Raw genomic sequence first — 21,742 nt, 5'->3', positions numbered from 1 at the left:
CCGGGGCTGATTGGTTCGCGCAAGCTGTACCGTGGCTGTGTTTTGCTGAAATCCGCCGCTGTCAGGCTTGTTTGACGGTCTGCGCGTTGAGCATGTCCGGCGGCGAGGCGTCGGCAAAACGGTCGACCTGGCGCAACGATTTGAAGCCCGTCATCCAGGCACCGACCACGCCCAGCGTGCAGACGCCACCCATGATTGCGGCAGGGATGGCGCCGACCAGCGAGGCACTGGTGCCTGCGCGGAACTCGCCCAGCTCGTTGGAGGAGCCAATAAACAGCATGTTCACGGCATTGACCCGGCCGCGCATGTTGTCCGGCGTCGAGAACTGCACCAGCGCCGAACGAATGAACACGCTGACCATGTCCGCCGCGCCCGCGATCAGCAGGGCCAGGCATGACAGCCAGAACAGCGTCGACAGTGCAAACACCAGATTCGCTACGCCGAACAGGCCGACGGCGAGAAACATGGTCATGCCGACGTTGCGCTGCAGCGGGCGCATGCTCAGGTAAATGCCCACGCCCAGTTCTCCCAGGCTCATCGACGCCCGCAGCATGCCCAGCCCTTGCGGTCCGAGGTGCAGCACTTCATGGGCGTAGATCGGCAGCAGCGCCACCACGCCGCCGAGCAGCACGGCGAACAGGTCCAGCGAAATGGTGCCAAGGATGATTGGCCGCGAGCGAATGAAGGCGATACCTGCGGTGAACCGGCCCCAGGCGCTGGAGCCCAGTTCCACCGGTTTACCGGCAAAGGGCGTTGCCACGGGGGACAGAAACAGGATGCCGGCAATGAAGGCTGCGACGCAGACCGAATACGTCAGCTCTGCGCCGCCCAGCCAGTACAGATAGCCACCGATCAGCGGGCCACCGACGGTCGAGCAGCGCATGATCACGCTGTTGGTGGCAATGGCCGAGGGCAGCTGGTCGCGCGGGACAATCTGCGGCAACAGGCTTTGCAGCGCCGGACCGGTAAAGGCGCGGGCGCAGCCATACAGCATCAGCGCGCCGTAGATCAGCCGCAGGTCTTGCAGCTTCAGCGCCGAGAACACCAGCAGAATGACGCCACAAATCGCCTGCACCCCCCAGCTGAGCATCAGGATGATCTTGCGGTTGTAGCGGTCGATCAGATCCCCGGCAGGCATCAACAGCAGCAACATGGGAATGAACTGAGCAAGGCCCACATACGCCAGCGCCATCGGCTCGCGGGTCATGTCATACACCTGCCAGGCAACGACCACCGCCTGAATCTGCATGGCAAACACCGCCATCAGACGCGAGAGGATAAAACTGACGAAACCGGGCTGGCTGGACAACTTGACCGGGGCAGAAGGCGCGGAAGACTCGGAGCTCAAGAAAAAGGATCCCATCGAAGCAGCTGATTCAGGTTTTTGGTTTATACCCCAGCGTATCGATAGGAAGCTAATAAATATTCTGACAGTTTCGCCGTGACGGGTATGAAAGAATCTGCGCCGCGCCGCCTGTTCAGGATAGGACGCGGAGCGTCCGGAACGGCATGCGACGCAGAGCGCCGCACGATAGTCGAGATTATCGTTCCTCACGCTACAGCGTGGGAATGCCGTGGGTGACGCTCTGCGTCACAGATCTACGCCGCGCCGCCTGTTCAGGATAGGACGCAGAGCGTCCAGAACGGCATGCGACGCGGAGCGTCGCACGATAGTGGCGTCCGGGGAGCTTCAACGGCGAACCAGCAGCACGCCCGATTCCATGTGGTGGGTGTACGGAAACTGATCGAACAGCGCGCAGCGCTCGACCCGGTGGGTGTCGTGCAGTTGGGCGATGTTGGCGGCCAGGGTTTCCGGGTTGCAGGAAATGTACAGAATGCGTTCGAAGCGCCGGGTCAGTTCGCAGGTGTCCGGGTCCATGCCGGCGCGGGGCGGGTCGACGAACACGCTGCCGAAATCGTAGCTCTTCAAGTCCACGCCGTGCAGACGACGGAACGGGCGCACTTCATTCAGGGCTTCGGTCAGTTCTTCGGCTGACAGGCGCACCAGCGTGACGTTGTCCACGCCGTTGTCATCCAGGTTGCTCAGCGCCGCGTTGACCGAGGTCTTGCTGATTTCGGTCGCCAGCACCTTGCGCACGCGGGTGGCCAGCGGCAGGGTGAAGTTGCCATTGCCGCAATACAGCTCCAGCAGGTCGTCCTGCCGCTCGCCCAGCGCGTCGAAGGCCCAGTTGAGCATCTTGCCGTTCACCGTGCCGTTGGGCTGAGTGAAAGCGCCTTCCGGTTGCCGGTAGCTGAACGTACGGCCAGCCACGTCGAGCTTCTCGGTCACGTAATCATGACCGATGACCAGCTTCTGACCTTTGGAGCGGCCAATCAGGCTGACGTCCAGTTCGGCAGCCAATTGCTCGGCTGCGGCCTGCCATTCGGCGTCCAGCGGGCGGTGATAACACAGGGTAATCATCGCGTCGCCTGCCAGCGTGGTCAGAAAGTCCACCTGAAACAGCTTGTGGTTCAACGTCGGGCTGGCTTCCCAGCGTTCGCGCAGCACCGGCATCAGCGCGTTGATGCGCTCGCTGGCGATCGGCAGGCCTTCGAGCAGGATCGGTGTCCTGTTGTCGCCCGGCGCGAACATCGCGTAGTAGCGCTTCTGGTCTTCGCGCCACAGGCGGAACTCGGCGCGCAGCCGATAGTGTTCGCGTGGCGAGTCGAACACCTGCGGCTCGGGTGCATCGAACGGCGCCAGCAACTCGCGCAGGCGGACGGTTTTTTCTTCGAGCTGACGGTCGTAGCTCGCAGGGTCGAAGGGAACACTCATGCGTTGAACCAGCCCAGCTTGATCACGAACAGGATCGACAGGATCACCAGCGCGGAATTCAGCTCGCGCCAGCGTCCCGACAGCAGTTTGATCGCGGTCCAGGAAATGAAGCCAAAGGCGATGCCGTTGGCAATGGAGTAGGTGAATGGCATGGCCAGGGCAGTGATGACTACTGGCGCTGCGACTGTGATGTCATCCCAGTCGATTTCCGCCATGCCGGACGCCATCAATACGGCGACGAACAGCAGCGCGGGTGCGGTCGCGAAGGCCGGCACGCTGCCGGCCAGCGGGGCGAAGAACAGCGCCAGCAGGAACAGCACGGCGACCACTACGGCGGTCAGACCTGTGCGGCCACCCGCACTTACGCCTGCAGCCGACTCGATGTAGCTGGTGGTGGTCGAGGTGCCCAGCAGGGAGCCGGCCATTGCGGCAGTACTGTCGGCGATCAGCGCACGGCCCATCTTCGGCATGTGCCCGTCCTTGCCCATCAGCCCGGCGCGTTTGGCCACGCCGATGAGGGTGCCGGAGTTGTCGAAGATATCGACGAACAGGAAGGCGAAGATGATGCTGACCAGACCGACGTCCAGCGCACCCATGATGTCCAGTTGCATGAACGTGGGTGCCAGCGAAGGCGGCATCGACACCACACCGCCAAACGGCGAGAAGCCCAGGGCGATGGACACCAGGGTGACCGCGAGGATGCCGATCAGCACGGCGCCGCGCACTTTGAGGTAATCCAGGGCCACGATCAAAAAGAAGCCCAGCGTCGCCAGTACCGGGGCTGGCTGTTTGAGATCGCCCATGCCGACCATGGTCGCCGGGTTGCTGACCACGATACCGGCGTTATGCAGGGCGATCAGCGCCAGAAACAGGCCGATACCGGCTGCAATCGCCGAGCGCAGGGGCAGGGGAATGCTGTTGATGATCCATTCACGGATCCGGAAGATCGACAGGATGAAGAACATCACCGCTGAAATGAACACCGCGCCCAGCGCCACCTGCCAGCTGTGACCCATGTGCAGGACCACGGTGTAGGTAAAGAATGCGTTCAAACCCATGCCCGGTGCCAGGGCGATCGGGTAGTTGGCGATCAGGCCCATGACCGTCGAGCCGATGGCCGCTGCCAGGCAGGTGGCGACGAACACGGCGCCCTTGTCCATGCCGGTTTCGCCGAGGATGCTCGGGTTGACGAACAGGATGTAAGCCATCGCCAGGAAAGTCGTGACGCCCGCAAGAATCTCGGTCCGCACGTTGGTGTTGTGTGCCTTGAGTTGAAACAGCCTTTCCAGCATGTCTGGCTCTCCGTGACGCGGCGCGCGTCGTGAATGATCGACTCCAGCAGCAAAGCACAGACTGCAGGGCAGCCCGTTTGATTTTTGCGGCTCGGAAAAAGCCGCGCATCATACCAGCAGCTTGGCGGGATGGCTGCCTGTGGATGACGGCCTTTCGATGACAAGTACGCTCATCAAGAAAGCCTGAACGTTGCAAACCTCGCGAAGTCCCACCCCTTAAGACGCATAAAAAGTGCGCTAAGCGACCGCCTACCGTGAGGTTTCCATGAGTGCAACGACCCCGAACCCCCAGGACTTCGCCACCCACGCGATTTCTCTGACCCTGAACGGACAGCTCCGCCAACTGGATGTGCTGCCCTGGACCACCTTGCTTGACCTGCTGCGCGATCAGCTCGATCTGGTCGGCACCAAGAAAGGCTGCGACCACGGCCAGTGCGGTGCATGTACCGTACTGCGCGACGGCACGCGCATCAATGCCTGCCTGACGCTGGCGATCATGTGTGACGGCGCCGAGCTGACCACCATTGAAGGCCTGGCCGATGGCGACCAGTTGCACCCCATGCAGCAGGCGTTCATCAAGAACGATGCGTTCCAGTGCGGCTACTGCACGCCCGGGCAGATCTGCTCGGCTGTCGGGCTGGCCAATGAAGGTCGCGCCAGCACGCGTGCCGAGATTCAGGAACTGATGAGCGGTAACCTGTGCCGCTGCGGTGCCTACAGCAATATTCTCGCCGCCGTCGAAGAGGCGTTGCCACAGTTCCACAATGCGGCGCCGAAGCCTGAGGTGAACGCATGAATCCGTTTACCTACAGCAAGCCGACCGACATCACCGCAGCGGTCAACCTGAGCGGCCCGGCCACGCGCTTCATTGCGGGCGGCACCAACCTGCTCGACTTGATGAAAGAAAACGTCGCCACGCCCGAGCACCTGATCGACATCACCGGCCTGCCTTTAAGGGATGTCACTGAAACCGCCTCGGGCGGTCTGATGATCGGTGCGTTGGTCAGCAACGCCGACCTGGCCTATCACCCGTTGATCGAAGCGCGTTACCCGCTGCTGAGCAAAGCGGTGCTGGCCGGCGCTTCGCCGCAGTTGCGCAACATGGCCAGCACTGGCGGCAACCTGCTGCAACGCACCCGCTGCTATTACTTCTATGACACCGGCGTGCCGTGCAACAAGCGCGAACCGGGCAGCGGCTGTCCTGCGCGCAGCGGCGTGAATCGCATTCACGCGATTCTCGGTGCCAGCGAAGATTGCGTTGCGACTCACCCTTCCGACATGTGCGTGGCCCTGGCTGCGCTGGAAGCGGTGGTGCATGTCCAGGGACGTGCTGGTCGTCGCACCATCGAGTTCGCGGATTTCCACCGCCTGCCGGGTGATGCGCCGCAGCGTGACAATCAGTTGGCCGACGATGAGTTGATCATCGCCGTCGAGCTGCCTGCAAACGGCTTTGTCAGCCACAACGCTTATCTGAAAATCCGCGACCGTGCGTCCTACGCGTTTGCCCTGATATCGGTGGCTGCCGCCATCGATCTGGACGGCGAGGTGATTCGCGACGTGCGTCTGGCATTGGGCGGTGTCGCGCACAAGCCATGGCGCGACAAGGCGGTCGAAGCGCTGCTGATCGGCAAGCCGGTCACCCGCGAGAACTTCGCCGCTGCCGCAGACGCCATGCTTGAAGATGCCCAGCCTCTGGAGCACAACGGTTTCAAGGTCAGACTGGCCCGCCGCGCGATCATTCGTGCCTTGAGCGATGCCGCAACAGGAGGGAGCGCCCAATGAACCAGCCATTTTCGCCAATGGGCAAGCCTGTGGACCGCGTCGACGGCCGATTGAAAGTGACCGGTGGCGCACGTTACGCCGGTGAATACCCTGAAGAAGGGTTGCTTTACGGCAGCGTGGTCTCCAGCACCATCGCCAACGGGCGCGTCGCCAGCATCGATACGAGCGAGGCAATGAAGGTGCCGGGTGTGGTCGCGGTCATCGACCACACCAATCGTCCTTCGCTGGCCAGCTACGACGAAAACTATGAAGACGCCGATTCGGCTGACGGGTCGCCGTTTCGTCCTTTCTACAACGACAACGTGATGTACAGCGGTCAACCGCTTGCGCTGGTCGTTGCCGATACGCTGGAGCTGGCGCGGCATGCTGGCTCGCTGGTGCGTATCGAGTACGAGCAGCAGGAGCACCAGACCGATCTGCAGGCCATGCTCGACACCGCTTATGACGCGCCTGCCGAATTGCCGCCGCCGCGTGGCAACTTTGAGGGTGAACTGGCCAGCTCTGCGCTGAGTGTGGACGTGACGTACAGCACGCCCAGCGAATACCACAACCCAATGGAGCCGCACGCGTCGACCGTCCTGTATCAGGCCGATGGCAGCTTGCAGATTCACGACAAGACGCAGGGTACGCAAAACTGTCAGGACTACCTGCACAAGGTCTTTGGCCTGGAAAAGGACAAGATCCGTGTGCTGGCCGCCTTTGTCGGTGGTGCCTTCGGCTCCGGCCTGCGCCCGCAATATCAGTTGCCGCTGGCGGTGATGGCTGCATTGCACCTCAAGCGCTCCGTGCGCCTGACGCTGACCCGGCAGCAAATGTTCACCTTCGGTTATCGCCCGCGCACCATTCAGCGTCTGCGTCTGGGTGCGGCTGCCAACGGCCGTTTGCTGGCCGTCGGTCATGAGGCCATCGGGCAGACTTCGCGCTTCGAAGATTTCAGCGAACACGTGGTGGAATGGAGCGGCATGCTCTATCACTGCGACAACGTGAAGTTGACCTATAAGCTGGTGCCGCTGGATGTGTTCACGCCGCTCGACATGCGTGCGCCAGGTGCTGCTCTGGGCATGATCGGCCTGGAATGCGCCATGGACGAGCTGGCTTACGCCTTGGCCATCGACCCGGTGCGCCTGCGTCTGACCAACTACGCCGAGCGCAACGGTAACGAAGACAAGCCGTATTCGAGCAAGGAATTGCGCGAATGCTACGCCCAGGGTGCCGAACGCTTTGGCTGGTCCAGCCGTAACCCTGAGCCACGCAGCATGCGCCAAGGCCGTCAACTGGTCGGCTGGGGCATGGCCGGCGGTGTCTGGGAGGCCATGCAGATGAAGGCCAGCGCCAAGGCGCGTCTGCAAGGTGACGGCAAGCTGGTGGTCAGTAGTGCTACCACCGACATCGGCACCGGCACTTATACCGTCATGACGCAGATCGCTGCAGAATCGTCGGGTATCGAAGTGGATAACGTCAGCTTCCTGCTGGGTGATTCTTCATTGCCGACTGCGCCGTTGCAGGGTGGCTCGTTCACGGTTTCTTCAGTCGGTACTGCGGTGCAACAGGCCTGTCAGGCTTTGCAGCGTCAGGTACTGGAAGTTGCCAAGGGGCAGCATCCACAATTCGCTTCCGTGACGCCGGATCAGGTTCGCTTCGAAGCGGGCAAGCTGCACATAGGCGATCAGGCGCTATCGATGGCTGAACTGGCAGCGTCTCAGGCTCACGGTGTCATTGAGGTGCAAGTCGACGCCGAACCGGACAAGAAGCGCGAAGCCTATGCGGCAGCGACGCACTCAGCGGTGTTCGTTGAGGTGCTGGTTGACGAGGATCTGGGCACTATCAAGGTCAATCGTGTGGTCAGTGCCGTCGCAGCGGGCAGGGTCGTGAACCCGAAAATGGCGCGCAGTCAGATTCTGGGTGGCGTTGTCTGGGGTATGGGCATGGCGCTTCAGGAAGAGGCGATGCTTGACCACGACCTGGGCCGTCCGATGAACCACAGCCTGGCCGAGTACCACATCCCGGTGAACGCTGACATCGGCGACATCGACGTGCTGTTTGTCGAAGAACACGACGATATCGTCAACGCGCTGGGCTCCAAGGGCGTCGGTGAAATCGGCATCGTGGGCGTCCCGGCAGCGATCGCCAACGCGATCTATCACGCCACCGGCAAGCGGATCCGCGAGTTTCCGATCACGCTGGATAAGCTGTTGTAACAGCGACCGCAAATCCAACGGCCTATCATGCCAATGCTCTGCATTGGCATGCGGTGCGTGACGCTCTACATCCTCCTGCGCAGGCAGTGCGGCGCAGGTGTGACGCGGAGTGTCACGAACGGCATTCCTACGCGGAGCGTGAGGAACGATAGGTGCCCGGAAGGACTCCGCATCTGCAAGCGCCGTGCAGGTGAGACAACCCGCCACGCGACAATAGACCACACGACTTTAATGGCTGAACAGGACTACTCTTTGATGGTCGATTGATCTGCATCATTGCGTTCAGGCAATGATCGGTGCATCGACCAGCGTTTCCGCCATTGGAAACGCCAGAATAAAGAAACATAAGCACTCATTACCGTGGGGGCAATCGCTGTTGGCTTGCGGCCGGCAGCAGGTTTCATCTGAGAGAGGAACATCCTATGTTCGGTTTAGAGGCTATAGATCTCGCCCGGATCCAGTTCGCATTCACGATTTCGTTTCACATCCTGTTTCCTGCCATCACTATTGGTCTGGCAAGTTACCTGGCTGTGCTCGAAGGCCTGTGGCTGAAGACCCGCGATGACGTCTACCGTGACCTGTACCACTTCTGGTCGAAGATTTTTGCTGTCAACTTCGGCATGGGCGTGGTTTCCGGGCTCGTCATGGCCTACCAGTTCGGCACCAACTGGAGCCGCTTCTCCGACTTCGCAGGTGCTGTGACCGGGCCGTTGCTGACCTACGAAGTGCTGACCGCGTTCTTCCTCGAGGCGGGCTTCCTCGGTGTCATGCTGTTCGGCTGGAATCGTGTCGGCCGCAACCTGCACTTCTTCTCCACGGTAATGGTCGCCATCGGCACGCTGATCTCCACCTTCTGGATTCTGTCGTCCAACAGCTGGATGCAGACGCCGCAAGGGTTCGAGATCATTGACGGTCGGGTCATTCCCACTGACTGGTTCGCCGTGGTCTTCAACCCGTCGTTCCCTTATCGCCTGACGCACATGGCGATTGCCGCATTCGTGGCGACGGCGTTCTTCGTCGGTTCGTCGGCTGCCTGGCACCTGTTGCGGGGCCGTGACACTCCTGCGGTACGCAAGATGCTCTCGATGGCCATGTGGATGGCCCTGCTGGTGGCGCCTGTCCAGGCTGTCGTCGGTGACTTCCACGGTCTGAATACGCTCAAGCATCAGCCTGCGAAGATCGCGGCCATCGAAGGTCACTGGGAGAACGTCGGTGACGAACCGACCCCGCTGATCCTGTTCGGCATTCCCGACATGAAGGAAGAGCGGACCAAGTTCGCGGTGGAAATTCCGTACCTGGGCAGCCTGATCCTGACTCACAGTCTCGACAAGCAGGTGCCGGCGCTCAAAGAGTTCAAGCCTGAGGATCGCCCTAACTCGACAATCGTGTTCTGGTCGTTCCGGGTCATGGTCGCCCTCGGCATGCTGATGATCTTCACCGGCCTGTGGAGCCTGTGGCTGCGCAAGCGCGGCACGCTGTATAACTCGCGTCCTTTCCTGTACCTGGCATTGTGGATGGGGCCGTCTGGCCTGATCGCGATTCTCGCAGGCTGGTTCACCACCGAAATTGGTCGTCAGCCTTGGGTCGTGTACGGCCTGATGCGTACCGCGGATGCGTCGTCCGGGCACAGCGTGGCGCAGATGAGCATCACCCTGGTGTTGTTCGTGGTCGTCTACTTCGTGCTCTTCGGTACAGGTCTTGGCTACATGATGCGTCTGGTTCGCAAAGGGCCGAAAGCCTACGTCGAACATGTGCCTCACGGTGGTCCCGGCCAGCAACGCACACCGGCCCGTCCGCTCTCCGCCGCTGTTGAAGGCGAAGAAGATGGCGGCAATCTTGACCCGCTCGGCAAGGGGATTTAAGCCATGGGTATCGATCTTCCGCTGATCTGGGCCGTCATCATCGTCTTCGGCATCATGATGTACGTGGTGATGGACGGCTTCGATCTGGGTATCGGGATTCTCTTCCCGTTCATGAAGGACAGCTCCGACCGCGACGTGATGATGAACACCGTCGCGCCGGTCTGGGACGGCAACGAAACCTGGCTGGTGCTGGGCGGTGCGGCATTGTTCGGTGCTTTCCCGCTGGCCTACTCGGTGGTCCTGTCTGCGCTGTACCTGCCGCTGATGTTCATGCTCATGGGCCTGATCTTCCGTGGCGTGGCATTCGAGTTCCGCTTCAAGGCGACCGAGCTGAAGCGCCACTGGTGGGACAAGGCGTTCATTGGCGGCTCGCTGGCTGCGACCTTCTTCCAAGGCGTGGCACTGGGCGCCTACATTGAAGGCATTCCGGTGGTCGATCGCCAGTTTGCCGGAGGCTCGCTGGACTGGCTCTCGCCGTTCCCGATGTTCTGCGGGCTGGCCTTGATCGTTGCCTATGCGCTGCTGGGCTGCACCTGGCTGATCATGAAAACCGAAGGCTCGCTGCAGAAGGCGATGCATGATCTGGCACGTCCGCTGGCCCTTGCAGTGCTCGCGGTCATGGCCGTGGTCAGCCTGTGGACGCCGCTGGCTCATGCTGATATCGCGCATCGCTGGTTCAGCACGCCCAACCTGTTCTGGTTCATGCCAGTACCGATTCTGGTGCTGGTGACCATGTACGGTCTGTTCAAGGCGGTGGCCCGCAATGCTCACTACACGCCGTTTCTGCTGACCCTGTTGCTGATTTTTCTGGGCTACAGCGGTCTGGGGATCAGCCTGTGGCCGAACATCATTCCGCCTTCGGTATCGATCTGGGCAGCCGCCGCACCGCCGCAGAGCCAAGGCTTCATGCTGGTGGGCACACTGTTCATCATTCCGTTCATCCTGGGCTACACCTTCTGGAGCTACTACGTGTTCCGCGGCAAGGTGACGGCTGCAGACGGTTATCACTAGTCCGAACCGAGGAGAATGACGATGTCTGGTAAGAATTCCATGCACGATCCTGATCCGGCGCTGAGCAAGCCGCTCTGGCAACGACTGGCCTGGCTGGTCGGAATCTGGGCGGGCAGCGTATTTGCGCTGTTCATCGTGGCCAGCCTGATGCGCATGTTCATGAGCGCAGCGGGCCTGACGACACACTGATACTGAATTCCCGTTCGTGTCCTCCGGACACGTTTTGCGACCCTCTTGCCACTCGCGTGGCAAGGGGGTCTTTTTTTTGTGCCGTGGGCCTGGGTTACTTGCGGGCTTTCAGAATCACGAATTTCGGCGTGGCGGCGACTTGCTCGACGCCGCGGAACAGGCGCGACAGCTTGGTGTGATAACCCAGGTGGCGATTGCCGACGATGTACAGCGCCCCGCCGGTCACCAGAGCGGCCCGGGCCTGAAGAAACATCCGCCAGGCAAGAAAGTCGCCAACCACTTGCTGCTGGTGGAAGGGCGGGTTGCACAGCACCACATCCAGCGAGTCAGGCTCCTGCATCTCCAGACCGTCGCCTGCGCGAAGCTGTACGTCGCGATCCCCCAGCGTCGCTTGCCAGTTCTCGGCTGCCGATTGCACGGCCATGAACGACTCGTCGACCAGCGTGTAGTGCGCCTGCGGGTTGTCCAGCGCGCTGGCAATGGCCAGCACGCCGTTACCGCAACCCAGGTCTGCGACCCTTGCCGTACCAAGGTTTTTCGGCAGATGCGGCAGGAAGGCGCGGGTGCCGATGTCCAGCCCGTCGCGGCAGAACACATTGGCATGGTTGAGCAGTTCGATGGCCGGATCATCCAGCCGGTAGCGCGTCGGGTAGGGCGAGGTGCGCACTTCCATGGGCTGTGGCGTGGCGAACAGCAATCTGGCTTTTTTTACTGCCAGCGAGGCCTGTACCGGTCCGACATATTCCTCCAGCAAGTCGCCCGCCGAGCGCGGCAAATGCTTGACCATTGCCGCAGCGATGACCCGAGCGCCGGGGGCCAGTTGACCTTGCAGGCGTATCAGTTGCTCTTCGAGAAGCGCCAGGGTCTTGGGCACCCGGATCAGCACCCAGTCGAATGGCCCCTGCAACGCTTCGCTGGCCGGTATGTGCGGTACTGCGTCGTAGCTCATGCCGTTGCGTGCCAGATTTTTTTCCAGCCCCTGCGCCGCCAGAAACGAGTCGGTGCTGCTGATCACCGTGGCATGTGGCGCGAGACTTGCCGCCAACGCGCCGAAACTGTCATTGAGCACCAGAACCCGGCTTTGCAGGCTCAGCCCTGCTTCTGCAACATGATTGAGCAGGTATTCGTCAGCGGCATCGAAGGCCTGCAGGGGCTCATCCTGTTGCTCGGGTTGGCGAATGAGATCAAGTTCAGCGAAGGGACTGATGAGCAGGGGCATTGGCGGGAGAACTCTGTGCAATCGAAGGTATGTCAGTGAGCCCGATGACAGGTGGGCTCGCTGAGACAGACGATTTTACGTATTTTTTCGTTCCGATACCTGTCTGATTGCGCGGTGATTGCCCGTTTTGTCAGAACATCCCGCTGAGCGCGGCTTGTACGGCGGCAGCCGTCTTGTTGCAAACGCCCATTTTTTGAATGGCGCTGGCAATGTGGAAGTGAATGGTGCGCTCCTTCAGGCAGAGGATCATTGCGATGTCGCCAGCTGTTTTGCCTTCAGCGGACCATTTGAGGACTTCGATTTCTCTCTGAGTCAGGTTTTTTGCTGGCGAGGGCTGTGAGAAATTTATGTCCATCGTGTTCATGTAGCCTCCTTGCAGTACGTGTACAGACCTTGCTGGGTGTTTATCCAGTTTAGGGACAAATACGTGGCAGTCCGTGGTGGCGCGGATCAGCCGGACGGATGGGCTGATGGCACTTGGCAGCGTGCTCTGGGGCTGTCGGCTGAAACCCCCGCGCGAGAAGGGTCGGGGTAATCGGCTCTGTGGATGTTCGACCCTGCAAGGGCTGATGCAAGAACCAAATACTCTAAGCTGCAGAGCCCGTTGCCGGTAATCCATCACAAACAGCCGGTGTTTATCGAGCCTGCTTTGCGGGACACTGGGCGCTGCTTTCCATATTCAGGAGTTCAAAGCGCACCATGACCGTCAGTGACGACAAATTCACCCGACAGACACTGCAGCGTGTCACGCCGCTGACCGCGAACCTGTTCACCCTGAGTACCACGCGTGATCCCGGTTTTCGCTTTCGTGCCGGACAGTTTGCGCGTCTCGGGGTGACCAAGGCCGACGGCACGGTGGTATGGCGTGCCTATTCGATGGTTTCTTCTCCGCACGATGAGTTTCTGGAGTTTTTTTCCATCGTGGTGCCGGATGGCGAATTCACCAGCGAGTTGAGCCGCTTGCGTGAGGGCGACAGTCTGTTGGTGGAAAAGCAGGCGTTTGGTTATCTGACTCTGGATCGTTTCATTGACGGTCGCGATCTCTGGCTGTTATCCACAGGCACTGGGGTCGCACCGTTTCTGTCGATCCTTCAGGATTTCGAGGTCTGGGAGAAGTTCGAGCGGGTGATTCTGGTGTACAGCGTGCGTGAGTCGCGCGAGCTGGCCTATCAGCAATTGATTGCCGAATTGATGCAGCGTGAGTACCTGGCTGAATACGCGGACAAGTTTCTGTTTTTGCCTACGGTGACCCGCGAGCAGCATCCGGGTGCATTGAATGGGCGTATCACGCAGTTGATCGAAAACGGAGAGCTGGAGCGCGCTGCCGGTATTGCCCTCACGCCGGAGCATTCGCGGGTGATGTTGTGTGGCAATCCGCAGATGATCGATGACACTCGGGCGATTCTCAAGCAGCGCGAGATGCGCTTGAGCCTGTCACGCAAGCCGGGGCAAGTGGCGGTGGAAACGTATTGGTGATGGCTGGCGGCTGGCTACGGCTATCGTGCCGAGCATTGGCACGATAGTCACATAACTATCGTTCCTCACGCTCCGCGTGGGAATGCAGTTCATGACGCTCCGCGTCACACCGCGGCTTTTCTTTGTCAGGCGGATCAGCGCCAGGACGCAGCCGTCACTTACGTCGCAATTTGCGTCATCAGTGACATCGCGGTTGAAAGGCGCTGCGTGGGGGCGATGGCCTGCAGGTGCAGGCCTTACTCAATCAAGGCGTACGCGCAGGATCCACGGTAATGGGCGCTGCCGGTTTGCTCTGCTCCTTGAGCAGGTCGCGGATTTCGCTCAGCAGGATTTCCTGCTTGGTGGGCGTTGGCGGCAGGGTAGGCGCTTTGGCTTCTTCGCGTTTCAGGCGGTTGATGGCCTTGACGCCCATGAAGATCGCGAACGCGACGATAATGAAGTCGATAACGGTCTGGATGAACTTGCCGTAAGCCAGCAGTACCGCAGGTGCGGTCCCTTGCGCGGGGCGCAGGGTGACCGCCAGGTCACTGAAGTCGACGCCGCCAATCAACAGGCCCAGCGGCGGCATGATGACATCGCCGACGAACGAAGAAACGATCTTGCCGAATGCCGCGCCGATGATAATACCGACGGCCATATCAACTACGTTGCCTTTGACCGCGAATGCCTTGAATTCCTTAAGCACGCTCATGGGGTAATTCCTTGTAGCAGATAAATTTGATCCGGATGAGTGTAGCCCAGACGTACTGCTGCCGCCCGTGCCACGTTCAATCGACCGGAGTCGTCCGCGTAAGTTTTATCCGGTTTTCAAAAGCAGTCGTCGCCCTGCGACTGGCAGGTGTTGCAACCTGCGTTATCATGGGCGTTTTCTAACGACTGGGGTTGTCATGGCCAAGGCCAAACGCTTGTACGGCTGCACCGAGTGCGGCGCGACATTTCCCAAGTGGGCGGGCCAGTGCAGCGAATGCGGTGCCTGGAACACACTGGTCGAAACCATGATTGAAAGCGGTGCCGCCGCGCCGCCTACCGGGCGTACCGGCTGGACCGGTTCCCAGGCGCAGATCAGGACCCTGGCGGAGGTCAGTGTCGAAGAGATTCCGCGCTTCTCCACCAACTCCACCGAGCTGGACAGGGTGCTCGGCGGCGGTCTGGTTGATGGTTCGGTGGTGCTGATCGGCGGTGACCCCGGCATCGGCAAGTCCACGATCCTCTTGCAGACGCTGTGCAACATTGCCCAGCGCATGCCCGCGTTGTACGTCACGGGTGAGGAATCCCAGCAGCAGGTCGCCATGCGTGCCCGTCGTCTGGGACTGCCGCAGGACAAGCTGCGGGTCATGACCGAAACCTGCATCGAGACCATCATTGCCACCGCCAAGGTCGAGAAGCCCAAGGTGATGGTGATCGATTCGATCCAGACGATTTTCACCGAACAGTTGCAGTCGGCCCCCGGCGGCGTGTCGCAGGTTCGCGAAAGCGCTGCCTTGCTGGTGCGTTACGCCAAGCAGAGCGGCACGGCGATCTTCCTGGTCGGTCACGTCACCAAGGAAGGCGCCTTGGCCGGTCCGCGCGTGCTTGAGCACATGGTCGACACCGTGTTGTATTTCGAGGGCGAGTCGGACGGGCGCCTGCGCCTGCTGCGGGCGGTGAAGAACCGCTTTGGCGCGGTCAACGAGCTGGGCGTGTTCGGCATGACCGACAAGGGCCTGAAAGAAGTCTCCAATCCGTCTGCGATCTTTCTTACCCGCGCGCAGGAAGAAGTGCCGGGCAGTGTGGTCATGGCGACCTGGGAAGGCACGCGGCCGATGCTGGTGGAGGTGCAGGCGCTGGTGGACGACAGTCACATGTCCAACCCGCGCCGCGTGACGCTGGGTCTGGATCAGAATCGTCTGGCCATGCTGCTGGCTGTTCTGCACCGCCACGGCGGCATTCCCACTCACGACCAGGACGTGTTTCTCAACGTGGTAGGTGGGGTGAAGGTGCTGGAAACCGCATCCGACCTGGCCTTGATGGCAGCCGTAATGTCCAGCCTGCGCAATCGTCCGCTGCCGCATGACTTGCTGGTGTTCGGTGAGGTGGGGCTGTCGGGTGAAGTCAGGCCGGTGCCCAGTGGACAGGAGCGCCTCAAGGAGGCCGCCAAGCACGGCTTCAAACGCGCCATCGTGCCCAAGGGCAATGCGCCTAAGGAGGCGCCGCCCGGTTTGCAGATCATTGCCGTTACGCGACTGGAACAGGCCCTGGATGCGCTGTTCGAGTAACCTCGCCCTGAGGATTATTCCTGCAGTTCGATCAAGGCTGCCAGTTCCCGATCCAGTTCCTCGGGATCTCCGAGGTTCAATTCGACCAGCCGCCTCAGGTGGCTGATCGAGTCCAGCCCTATGTGCCGGCAAACGCATCCCAGTTGCCGTTTGTTGTCATGAGTGATTTCGACATCCATTTTCACATGGGCATCGTTGCTTAGAATGATGTCAACTTCAAAGGGCTGCGTCTGATCACCGTTCCACGGATCAGGCCGTTCGATCAGCAGCCCTTTGAGGGACAGGTCGACCAGTTGCACTTTCCAGCTTTTGTCGCCTTGCTTCAGATCGGTCTTGGCATCAAAGGCAATGCGTTTGAAACGACGGCGATCTGCAGGTGAGTCGGTCATCGAATGAACTCTCTTGTTGACCGCCGCCGGAGTCAGCGTGCAGGTCGTTATCTGATCGATTCTGTTGTCCATGCACGATAGACCGTAAAGCAATTGCAGAACAGTTCCGCATCACGGTTTTGTGATCGGGACGCCATCTGTCGAGGCCATTCCAGCCCTCTATGCCGGGTATCTGCCGCAATTGATCAAATTTCGACCTAGACCTTGGTTGGGGGTGGTCTTTCGCTGATCCGGCGCTAAACTCGCATGGCTTGCCTTCTAGTCAACTCTGCTGGAATAAAAAAAATGAAAAATAATAATAGTCTGATGCGCCATGTTCCCTGGCTCATCATCGCCATTGTCGGGGCATGTGCCCTTGGGGTCGTGGCCTTGCGTCGCGGAGAGGCGATCAACGCCTTGTGGATAGTGGTCGCTGCGGTAGCTATCTACCTGGTTGCCTATCGTTACTACAGTCTTTTCATCGCCACTCACGTCATGCAGCTCGATCCGCTGCGTGCGACACCGGCAGTGGTCAACAACGACGGTCTGGACTATGTGCCGACCAACAAACACATCCTCTTCGGTCACCACTTTGCAGCCATCGCCGGCGCAGGCCCGCTGGTCGGCCCGGTACTGGCAGCGCAAATGGGCTATCTGCCCGGCACGCTCTGGCTGATTGCCGGCGTGGTGCTGGCCGGTGCGGTGCAGGACTTCATGATCCTGTTCCTTTCCACGCGCCGTAACGGTCGCTCGCTGGGCGACATGGTGCGCGAGGAAATGGGCCGTATTCCCGGCACCATCGCGCTGTTCGGCTGTTTCCTGATCATGATCATCATCCTTGCGGTGCTGGCGCTGATCGTGGTCAAGGCCCTGGCCGAGAGCCCGTGGGGCATGTTCACGGTAATGGCGACGATCCCGATCGCGATGTTCATGGGCATTTATATGCGCTACATCCGTCCGGGGCGCATTGGTGAGATCTCCATTGTCGGCGTCATTCTGTTGCTCGGTTCGATCTGGGTCGGCGGCATGGTCGCGGCGGATCCGACCTGGGGTCCGATGTTCACGTTCACCGGTGTGCAGATCACCTGGATGCTGGTCGGCTACGGTTTTGTCGCGGCCATGCTGCCGGTCTGGCTGCTGCTTGCGCCACGTGACTACCTGTCGACCTTCCTGAAAATCGGCACCATTCTGGCACTGGCAATCGGCATCCTGATTCTGGCGCCCGAGCTGAAAATGCCGGCCCTGACCCAGTTCACCAACGGCACAGGCCCGGTCTGGAAGGGCGCATTGTTCCCGTTCCTGTTCATCACCATTGCCTGCGGTGCGGTATCGGGTTTCCACGCACTGATCTCGTCGGGCACGACGCCCAAGCTGCTGGATAACGAAAAGAACGCCCGCTACATCGGTTACGGCGGCATGCTGATGGAATCCTTCGTGGCCATCATGGCAATGGTTGCCGCTTCGGTGATCGAGCCGGGTGTGTACTTCGCCATGAACAGCCCTGCTGCGGTGGTCGGCAGTGACGTGGTAACAGTGGCGCAGACCGTGTCCAGCTGGGGCTTTGCCATCACGCCGGAGCAACTGACCGCTGTGGCGAAAGACATCGGTGAAAACACCGTGCTGGCCCGTGCCGGCGGTGCTCCTACGCTGGCCGTCGGTATCGCGCAGATCCTCCATCAGGTGCTGCCGGGTGAAAACACCATGGCGTTCTGGTATCACTTTGCGATTCTGTTCGAGGCGCTGTTCATTCTGACCGCAGTCGACGCCGGTACACGTGCCGGACGCTTCATGCTGCAGGACCTGCTGGGCAGCTTCGTCCCGGCCTTGAAGCGCACCGAGTCGTGGACGGCCAACGCCATCGGCACCGGCGGTTGCGTGGCGCTGTGGGGCTATCTGCTGTATCAGGGTGTAATCGATCCGCTGGGTGGCATCAATACCTTGTGGCCACTGTTCGGTATCTCCAACCAGATGCTCGCCGGTATCGCCCTGATGCTCGCCAGCGTGGTGCTGATCAAGATGAAGCGCCAGCGCTATATCTGGGTGACCATGCTGCCTGCCACCTGGCTGCTGATCTGCACCGTGACGGCTGGCTTGATCAAGCTGTTCGATGCCAACCCTGCGGTAGGTTTTCTGGCCTTGGCCAAGAAATACAGCGCGGCGGCCGATGCCGGTCAGATTCTGGCCCCGGCCAAGACCATGGATCAGATGCAGCATGTGATCTTCAACGCTTACACCAACGCCGGGCTGACCGTGCTTTTCCTGTTCGTGGTGTTCAGCATCCTGTTCTACGCCATTAAAGTCGGCCGAGCGGCCTGGAGCACCAAGGAGCGCACCGACAAGGAAGCTCCGTTCCAGGCCATGCCGCCAGCGTCGCAGGTGTGACCATGCTTACCCATAGAGGATTTGCCCATGTTCAATGACCTGAGTCGCCTCGGCAAATACCTCGGTCAGGCCGCGCGCCTGATGGTGGGCATGCCGGACTACGACACTTACGTAGAGCACATGCAGAACACCCACCCGGACAAGCCGGTGATGACCTATGAGCAGTTCTTTCGGGAGCGGCAAGAGGCCCGTTACGGCGGCAAGGCCGGTCCGAAATGCTGTTGATCCGCTGATCTGCGTTATTGTTTGATCCGACGCGCCGCAGGCCATCACCTGTGGCGCGTTTTCATTTCAGCTGAATGCCTCACGCCAGGAGCCTTATGACTGAGTTGCAACCCATCCCCGTGACCGTGCTGACCGGCTTTCTGGGCGCCGGCAAGACCACCTTGCTGCGCCACCTGCTCAAGGCCGAACACGGCCTGAAAATCGCTGTGATCGAAAACGAATTCAGCGATGCAGGTATCGACAGCCAGTTGCTCGGCACGGACCCTGTGCAGATCATGACCCTGTCCAACGGTTGCGTGTGCTGCACCATCCACACTGACCTGACCAAGGCGCTCTACCTGCTGCTGGAGCGTCTGGACAGCGGCGAGATCGTGTTCGACCGGCTGGTGATCGAATGCACCGGGCTGGCCGATCCCGCGCCGGTCGCGCAGACCTTTTTCATCGATGAAGAGCTGCGCGAGCGTTACATCCTCGACGGCATCATCACCCTGGTCGACGCCGCGCACGCCGATACTCACCTGGCGCAAACCATCGCCCAGGCGCAGATCGGCTTTGCCGACCGGTTGCTGGTCAGCAAGCGCGATCTGGTCGACGATGCAGCCTTCGATGCCCTGAGCGCGCGCCTGACCCGCATCAACCGCCGCGCGCCGATCCGTATCGTCGAGCACGGCAGGATCGACCTCGCCGAACTGCTCGACGTACGCGGCTTCAACCTCAACGCCGACCTCGGCGGCGGCATGATCCTGCGCCCACTGGCCCCGACCGGTAATTCCGCTGACCGCATCAGCAGCCTGGTCCTGCGCAGTGAAAAACCGCTGAACCTGGACCGCCTCAGCGAGTTCATGAACGAACTGCTGGAAGACCATGGCAAGCAACTGCTGCGTTACAAGGGCGTGCTCAACATCGAAGACGAACCGCGCAAGATGGTGTTTCAGGGCGTGCTCAAGCTGTACGGCTTTGACTGGGACACCGAGTGGGCCGAAGGCGAAAAACGCGAGAGCGTGATCGTGTTCATTGCCGATGAATTGCCGGAGGAGAAGATCCGGGCGGGGTTCGAGAGGGTATGCGGCTGAGAGGTCAGGCAGCGGGTGAGCTTCTGCCCATAGCGTGATCTNGGCTCTCACGAGCCGGGGCTTTTTGTTACTGCGTTTAAACCAGGCTTATCAAGCGCCGTAAACCGGCAGTTTCGCGCAGATGGCCTTGACCTTCTCGCGAACGGCGTCGATCACGGCGTCGTTGTTCAGGTCAGCCAGGATGTCGCAGATCCAGCCCGCCAGTTCCTTGCACTCAGCTTCCTTGAAGCCGCGAGTGGTCACTGCCGGGGTGCCGAAGCGCAGGCCGGAGGTGACGAACGGCGAGCGTGGGTCGTTTGGAACGGAGTTCTTGTTGACGGTGATGAAGGCGCGACCCAGAGCGGCGTCGGCGTCTTTACCGGAGATGTCCTGCTTGATCAGCGACAGCAGGAACAGGTGGTTTTCGGTACCGCCGGAAACCACGTCGAAGCCACGCTCGATGAACACACCGGCCATGGCCTTGGCGTTCTTGACCACTTGCTGCTGGTAGGTCTTGAACTCAGGCTGCAGCGCTTCCTTGAAGCACACGGCCTTGGCTGCGATGACGTGCTCCAGCGGGCCGCCCTGGGAGCCAGGGAATACTGCGGAGTTCAGCTTCTTCTCGATTTCGGCGTTGGCGCGCGCCAGGATCAGGCCGCCACGTGGACCGCGCAGGGTCTTGTGCGTGGTGGTGGTCACGACGTCAGCGAATGGCACCGGGTTCGGGTAGACGCCTGCGGCGACCAGACCGGCTACGTGAGCCATGTCGACGAACAGGTAGGCACCGACCTTGTCAGCGATTGCACGGAAGCGCGGGAAGTCGAGGATCTGCGAGTAGGCAGAGAAACCGGCGACGATCATTTTTGGCTTGTGCTCGACAGCCAGGCGCTCGACTTCGTCGTAGTCGATCATGCCGTTGGCATCGATACCGTACTGAACGGCGTTGTACAGCTTGCCCGAGGACGAAACGCTGGCGCCGTGGGTCAGGTGACCACCGTGAGCCAGGCTCATGCCCAGAATGGTGTCGCCGCCTTGCAGCAGGGCCAGGTAGACCGCCGAGTTGGCTTGCGAACCCGCGTGTGGCTGGACGTTGGCATAATCAGCGCCGAACAGCTCCTTGGCGCGGTCGATGGCCAGTTGTTCGATAACGTCGACGTACTCGCAACCACCGTAGTAGCGCTTGCCTGGATAGCCTTCGGCGTACTTATTGGTCAGGGCCGAGCCCTGAGCTTCCATGACGGCCGGACTGGTGTAGTTTTCCGAGGCAATCAGCTCGATGTGTTCTTCCTGACGCAGAGCTTCTTGCTCCATGGCGGCAAACAGATCGGCGTCGTACTTGGCGATAGTCAAATCACGGCTGAACATGGCAGTCCTCAAGGGGGCATGGCGGAAAAGGCGGCTATTCTACCCCATCGGGTTTTATCTGGCATATGAAAGGCAGTCATCTTGACCAGTGACGCCGTTCACGCGGGTTTCGACAAGGCCTGAAATCATGGACGTGCCGCAGGCGCAAGGCTCGTTCTGTAGGGGGCTCGCCCACATGAGAGGGTCGAGATCGATTTAGTCATCGGCGGCGTGACCGGGCACATCCACTCGAATTTTCAGCGATCACGCATCTATTTACCTTCAACTGCCGGAACCGTTCCGGGCCGGAC

The 21,742-nt window shown here is 60.6% G+C and carries 19 protein-coding genes; 11 read left to right on the top strand and 8 right to left on the bottom strand.

Going from position 1 to position 21,742, the window contains the following annotated elements; translation table 11 throughout:
* Positions 1–61: 61 nt before the first annotated feature.
* From AO388_RS21120 to AO388_RS21110, 3 genes are all read right to left on the bottom strand, one after another.
* Positions 62–1,348: an MFS transporter gene (locus AO388_RS21120; protein WP_042930656.1), complete on the bottom strand. Its 1,287-nt coding sequence runs from the start codon at positions 1,346–1,348 to the stop codon at positions 62–64.
* 342 nt (positions 1,349–1,690) lie between these two features.
* Complete coding sequence (gene trmA, locus AO388_RS21115; protein WP_003399943.1) at positions 1,691–2,776, bottom strand: tRNA (uridine(54)-C5)-methyltransferase TrmA; 1,086 nt, start codon at positions 2,774–2,776, stop codon at positions 1,691–1,693.
* Positions 2,773–4,068 (bottom strand): NCS2 family permease, encoded by a 1,296-nt coding sequence (locus AO388_RS21110; protein WP_003396212.1) that lies wholly within the window; start codon positions 4,066–4,068, stop codon positions 2,773–2,775. Before AO388_RS21110 ends, trmA begins: the two co-directional genes overlap by 4 nt.
* 265 nt (positions 4,069–4,333) lie before the next feature.
* Here AO388_RS21110 and AO388_RS21105 point away from each other — a divergent pair, with 265 nt between their 5' ends.
* From AO388_RS21105 to AO388_RS26810, 6 genes are all read left to right on the top strand, one after another.
* Complete coding sequence (locus AO388_RS21105; protein WP_003368718.1) at positions 4,334–4,864, top strand: (2Fe-2S)-binding protein; 531 nt, start codon at positions 4,334–4,336, stop codon at positions 4,862–4,864.
* Entirely contained in the window at positions 4,861–5,850 is a 990-nt protein-coding gene (locus tag AO388_RS21100) for an FAD binding domain-containing protein (protein ID WP_058417058.1), read from the top strand. The genes AO388_RS21105 and AO388_RS21100 overlap by 4 nt, the downstream gene beginning before the upstream one ends.
* Positions 5,847–8,048, top strand: coding sequence for a xanthine dehydrogenase family protein molybdopterin-binding subunit (locus AO388_RS21095; protein ID WP_003431640.1), 2,202 nt, complete (start codon positions 5,847–5,849; stop codon positions 8,046–8,048). Before AO388_RS21100 ends, AO388_RS21095 begins: the two co-directional genes overlap by 4 nt.
* A gap of 422 nt (positions 8,049–8,470) precedes the next feature.
* Complete coding sequence (locus AO388_RS21090) at positions 8,471–9,910, top strand: cytochrome ubiquinol oxidase subunit I (RefSeq protein WP_003431639.1); 1,440 nt, start codon at positions 8,471–8,473, stop codon at positions 9,908–9,910.
* Positions 9,911–9,913: 3 nt separating this feature from the next.
* Positions 9,914–10,921 (top strand): cytochrome d ubiquinol oxidase subunit II, encoded by a 1,008-nt coding sequence (gene cydB, locus AO388_RS21085; protein ID WP_003368713.1) that lies wholly within the window; start codon positions 9,914–9,916, stop codon positions 10,919–10,921.
* A gap of 21 nt (positions 10,922–10,942) precedes the next feature.
* On the top strand, positions 10,943–11,110 hold the full coding sequence (locus tag AO388_RS26810) for a DUF2474 domain-containing protein (protein WP_002555239.1): 168 nt from the start codon (positions 10,943–10,945) through the stop codon (positions 11,108–11,110).
* Between the two features lie 94 nt (positions 11,111–11,204).
* Here the strand turns inward: AO388_RS26810 and AO388_RS21080 are convergent, their stop codons facing one another.
* Positions 11,205–12,329 carry a methyltransferase gene (locus tag AO388_RS21080; RefSeq protein ID WP_003431638.1) on the bottom strand — a complete coding sequence of 375 codons (1,125 nt, stop codon included), beginning with the start codon at positions 12,327–12,329 and terminating at the stop codon, positions 11,205–11,207.
* A 130-nt stretch (positions 12,330–12,459) separates the two neighbouring features.
* Positions 12,460–12,693 (bottom strand): helix-turn-helix domain-containing protein, encoded by a 234-nt coding sequence (locus AO388_RS27945; protein ID WP_003340758.1) that lies wholly within the window; start codon positions 12,691–12,693, stop codon positions 12,460–12,462.
* Between the two features lie 335 nt (positions 12,694–13,028).
* Here AO388_RS27945 and AO388_RS21070 point away from each other — a divergent pair, with 335 nt between their 5' ends.
* Positions 13,029–13,805 carry a ferredoxin--NADP reductase gene (locus AO388_RS21070; protein ID WP_058417057.1) on the top strand — a complete coding sequence of 259 codons (777 nt, stop codon included), beginning with the start codon at positions 13,029–13,031 and terminating at the stop codon, positions 13,803–13,805.
* 244 nt (positions 13,806–14,049) lie between these two features.
* Here the strand turns inward: AO388_RS21070 and mscL are convergent, their stop codons facing one another.
* Positions 14,050–14,496 carry a large-conductance mechanosensitive channel protein MscL gene (gene mscL, locus AO388_RS21065; protein WP_003368707.1) on the bottom strand — a complete coding sequence of 149 codons (447 nt, stop codon included), beginning with the start codon at positions 14,494–14,496 and terminating at the stop codon, positions 14,050–14,052.
* A 196-nt stretch (positions 14,497–14,692) separates the two neighbouring features.
* Here mscL and radA point away from each other — a divergent pair, with 196 nt between their 5' ends.
* Positions 14,693–16,060 carry a DNA repair protein RadA gene (radA, locus tag AO388_RS21060; RefSeq protein WP_002555235.1) on the top strand — a complete coding sequence of 456 codons (1,368 nt, stop codon included), beginning with the start codon at positions 14,693–14,695 and terminating at the stop codon, positions 16,058–16,060.
* A gap of 14 nt (positions 16,061–16,074) precedes the next feature.
* On the opposite strand, the gene AO388_RS21055 is transcribed toward radA, so the two are convergent.
* Positions 16,075–16,449 (bottom strand): PilZ domain-containing protein, encoded by a 375-nt coding sequence (locus AO388_RS21055; RefSeq protein WP_003368702.1) that lies wholly within the window; start codon positions 16,447–16,449, stop codon positions 16,075–16,077.
* A 285-nt stretch (positions 16,450–16,734) separates the two neighbouring features.
* Here AO388_RS21055 and AO388_RS21050 point away from each other — a divergent pair, with 285 nt between their 5' ends.
* From AO388_RS21050 to yjiA, 3 genes are all read left to right on the top strand, one after another.
* A complete protein-coding gene (locus tag AO388_RS21050) occupies positions 16,735–18,810 on the top strand; it encodes a carbon starvation CstA family protein (protein WP_058417056.1) in 2,076 nt (691 codons plus the stop codon).
* A 27-nt stretch (positions 18,811–18,837) separates the two neighbouring features.
* Entirely contained in the window at positions 18,838–19,035 is a 198-nt protein-coding gene (locus tag AO388_RS21045) for a YbdD/YjiX family protein (RefSeq protein WP_003313802.1), read from the top strand.
* A gap of 95 nt (positions 19,036–19,130) precedes the next feature.
* On the top strand, positions 19,131–20,108 hold the full coding sequence (gene yjiA, locus AO388_RS21040) for a GTPase (protein WP_044309428.1): 978 nt from the start codon (positions 19,131–19,133) through the stop codon (positions 20,106–20,108).
* Between the two features lie 90 nt (positions 20,109–20,198).
* Here yjiA and glyA read toward each other — a convergent pair whose 3' ends face one another.
* Positions 20,199–21,452 (bottom strand): serine hydroxymethyltransferase, encoded by a 1,254-nt coding sequence (gene glyA, locus AO388_RS21035; RefSeq protein ID WP_003431624.1) that lies wholly within the window; start codon positions 21,450–21,452, stop codon positions 20,199–20,201.
* Between the last annotated feature and the right edge of the window lie 290 nt (positions 21,453–21,742).

Source organism: Pseudomonas sp. ICMP 10191 (assembly GCF_001467335.1).
Taxonomy (GTDB): Bacteria; Pseudomonadota; Gammaproteobacteria; order Pseudomonadales; family Pseudomonadaceae; genus Aquipseudomonas; species Aquipseudomonas cerasi.
This window is presented reverse-complemented; position numbering and strand designations above follow the sequence as displayed.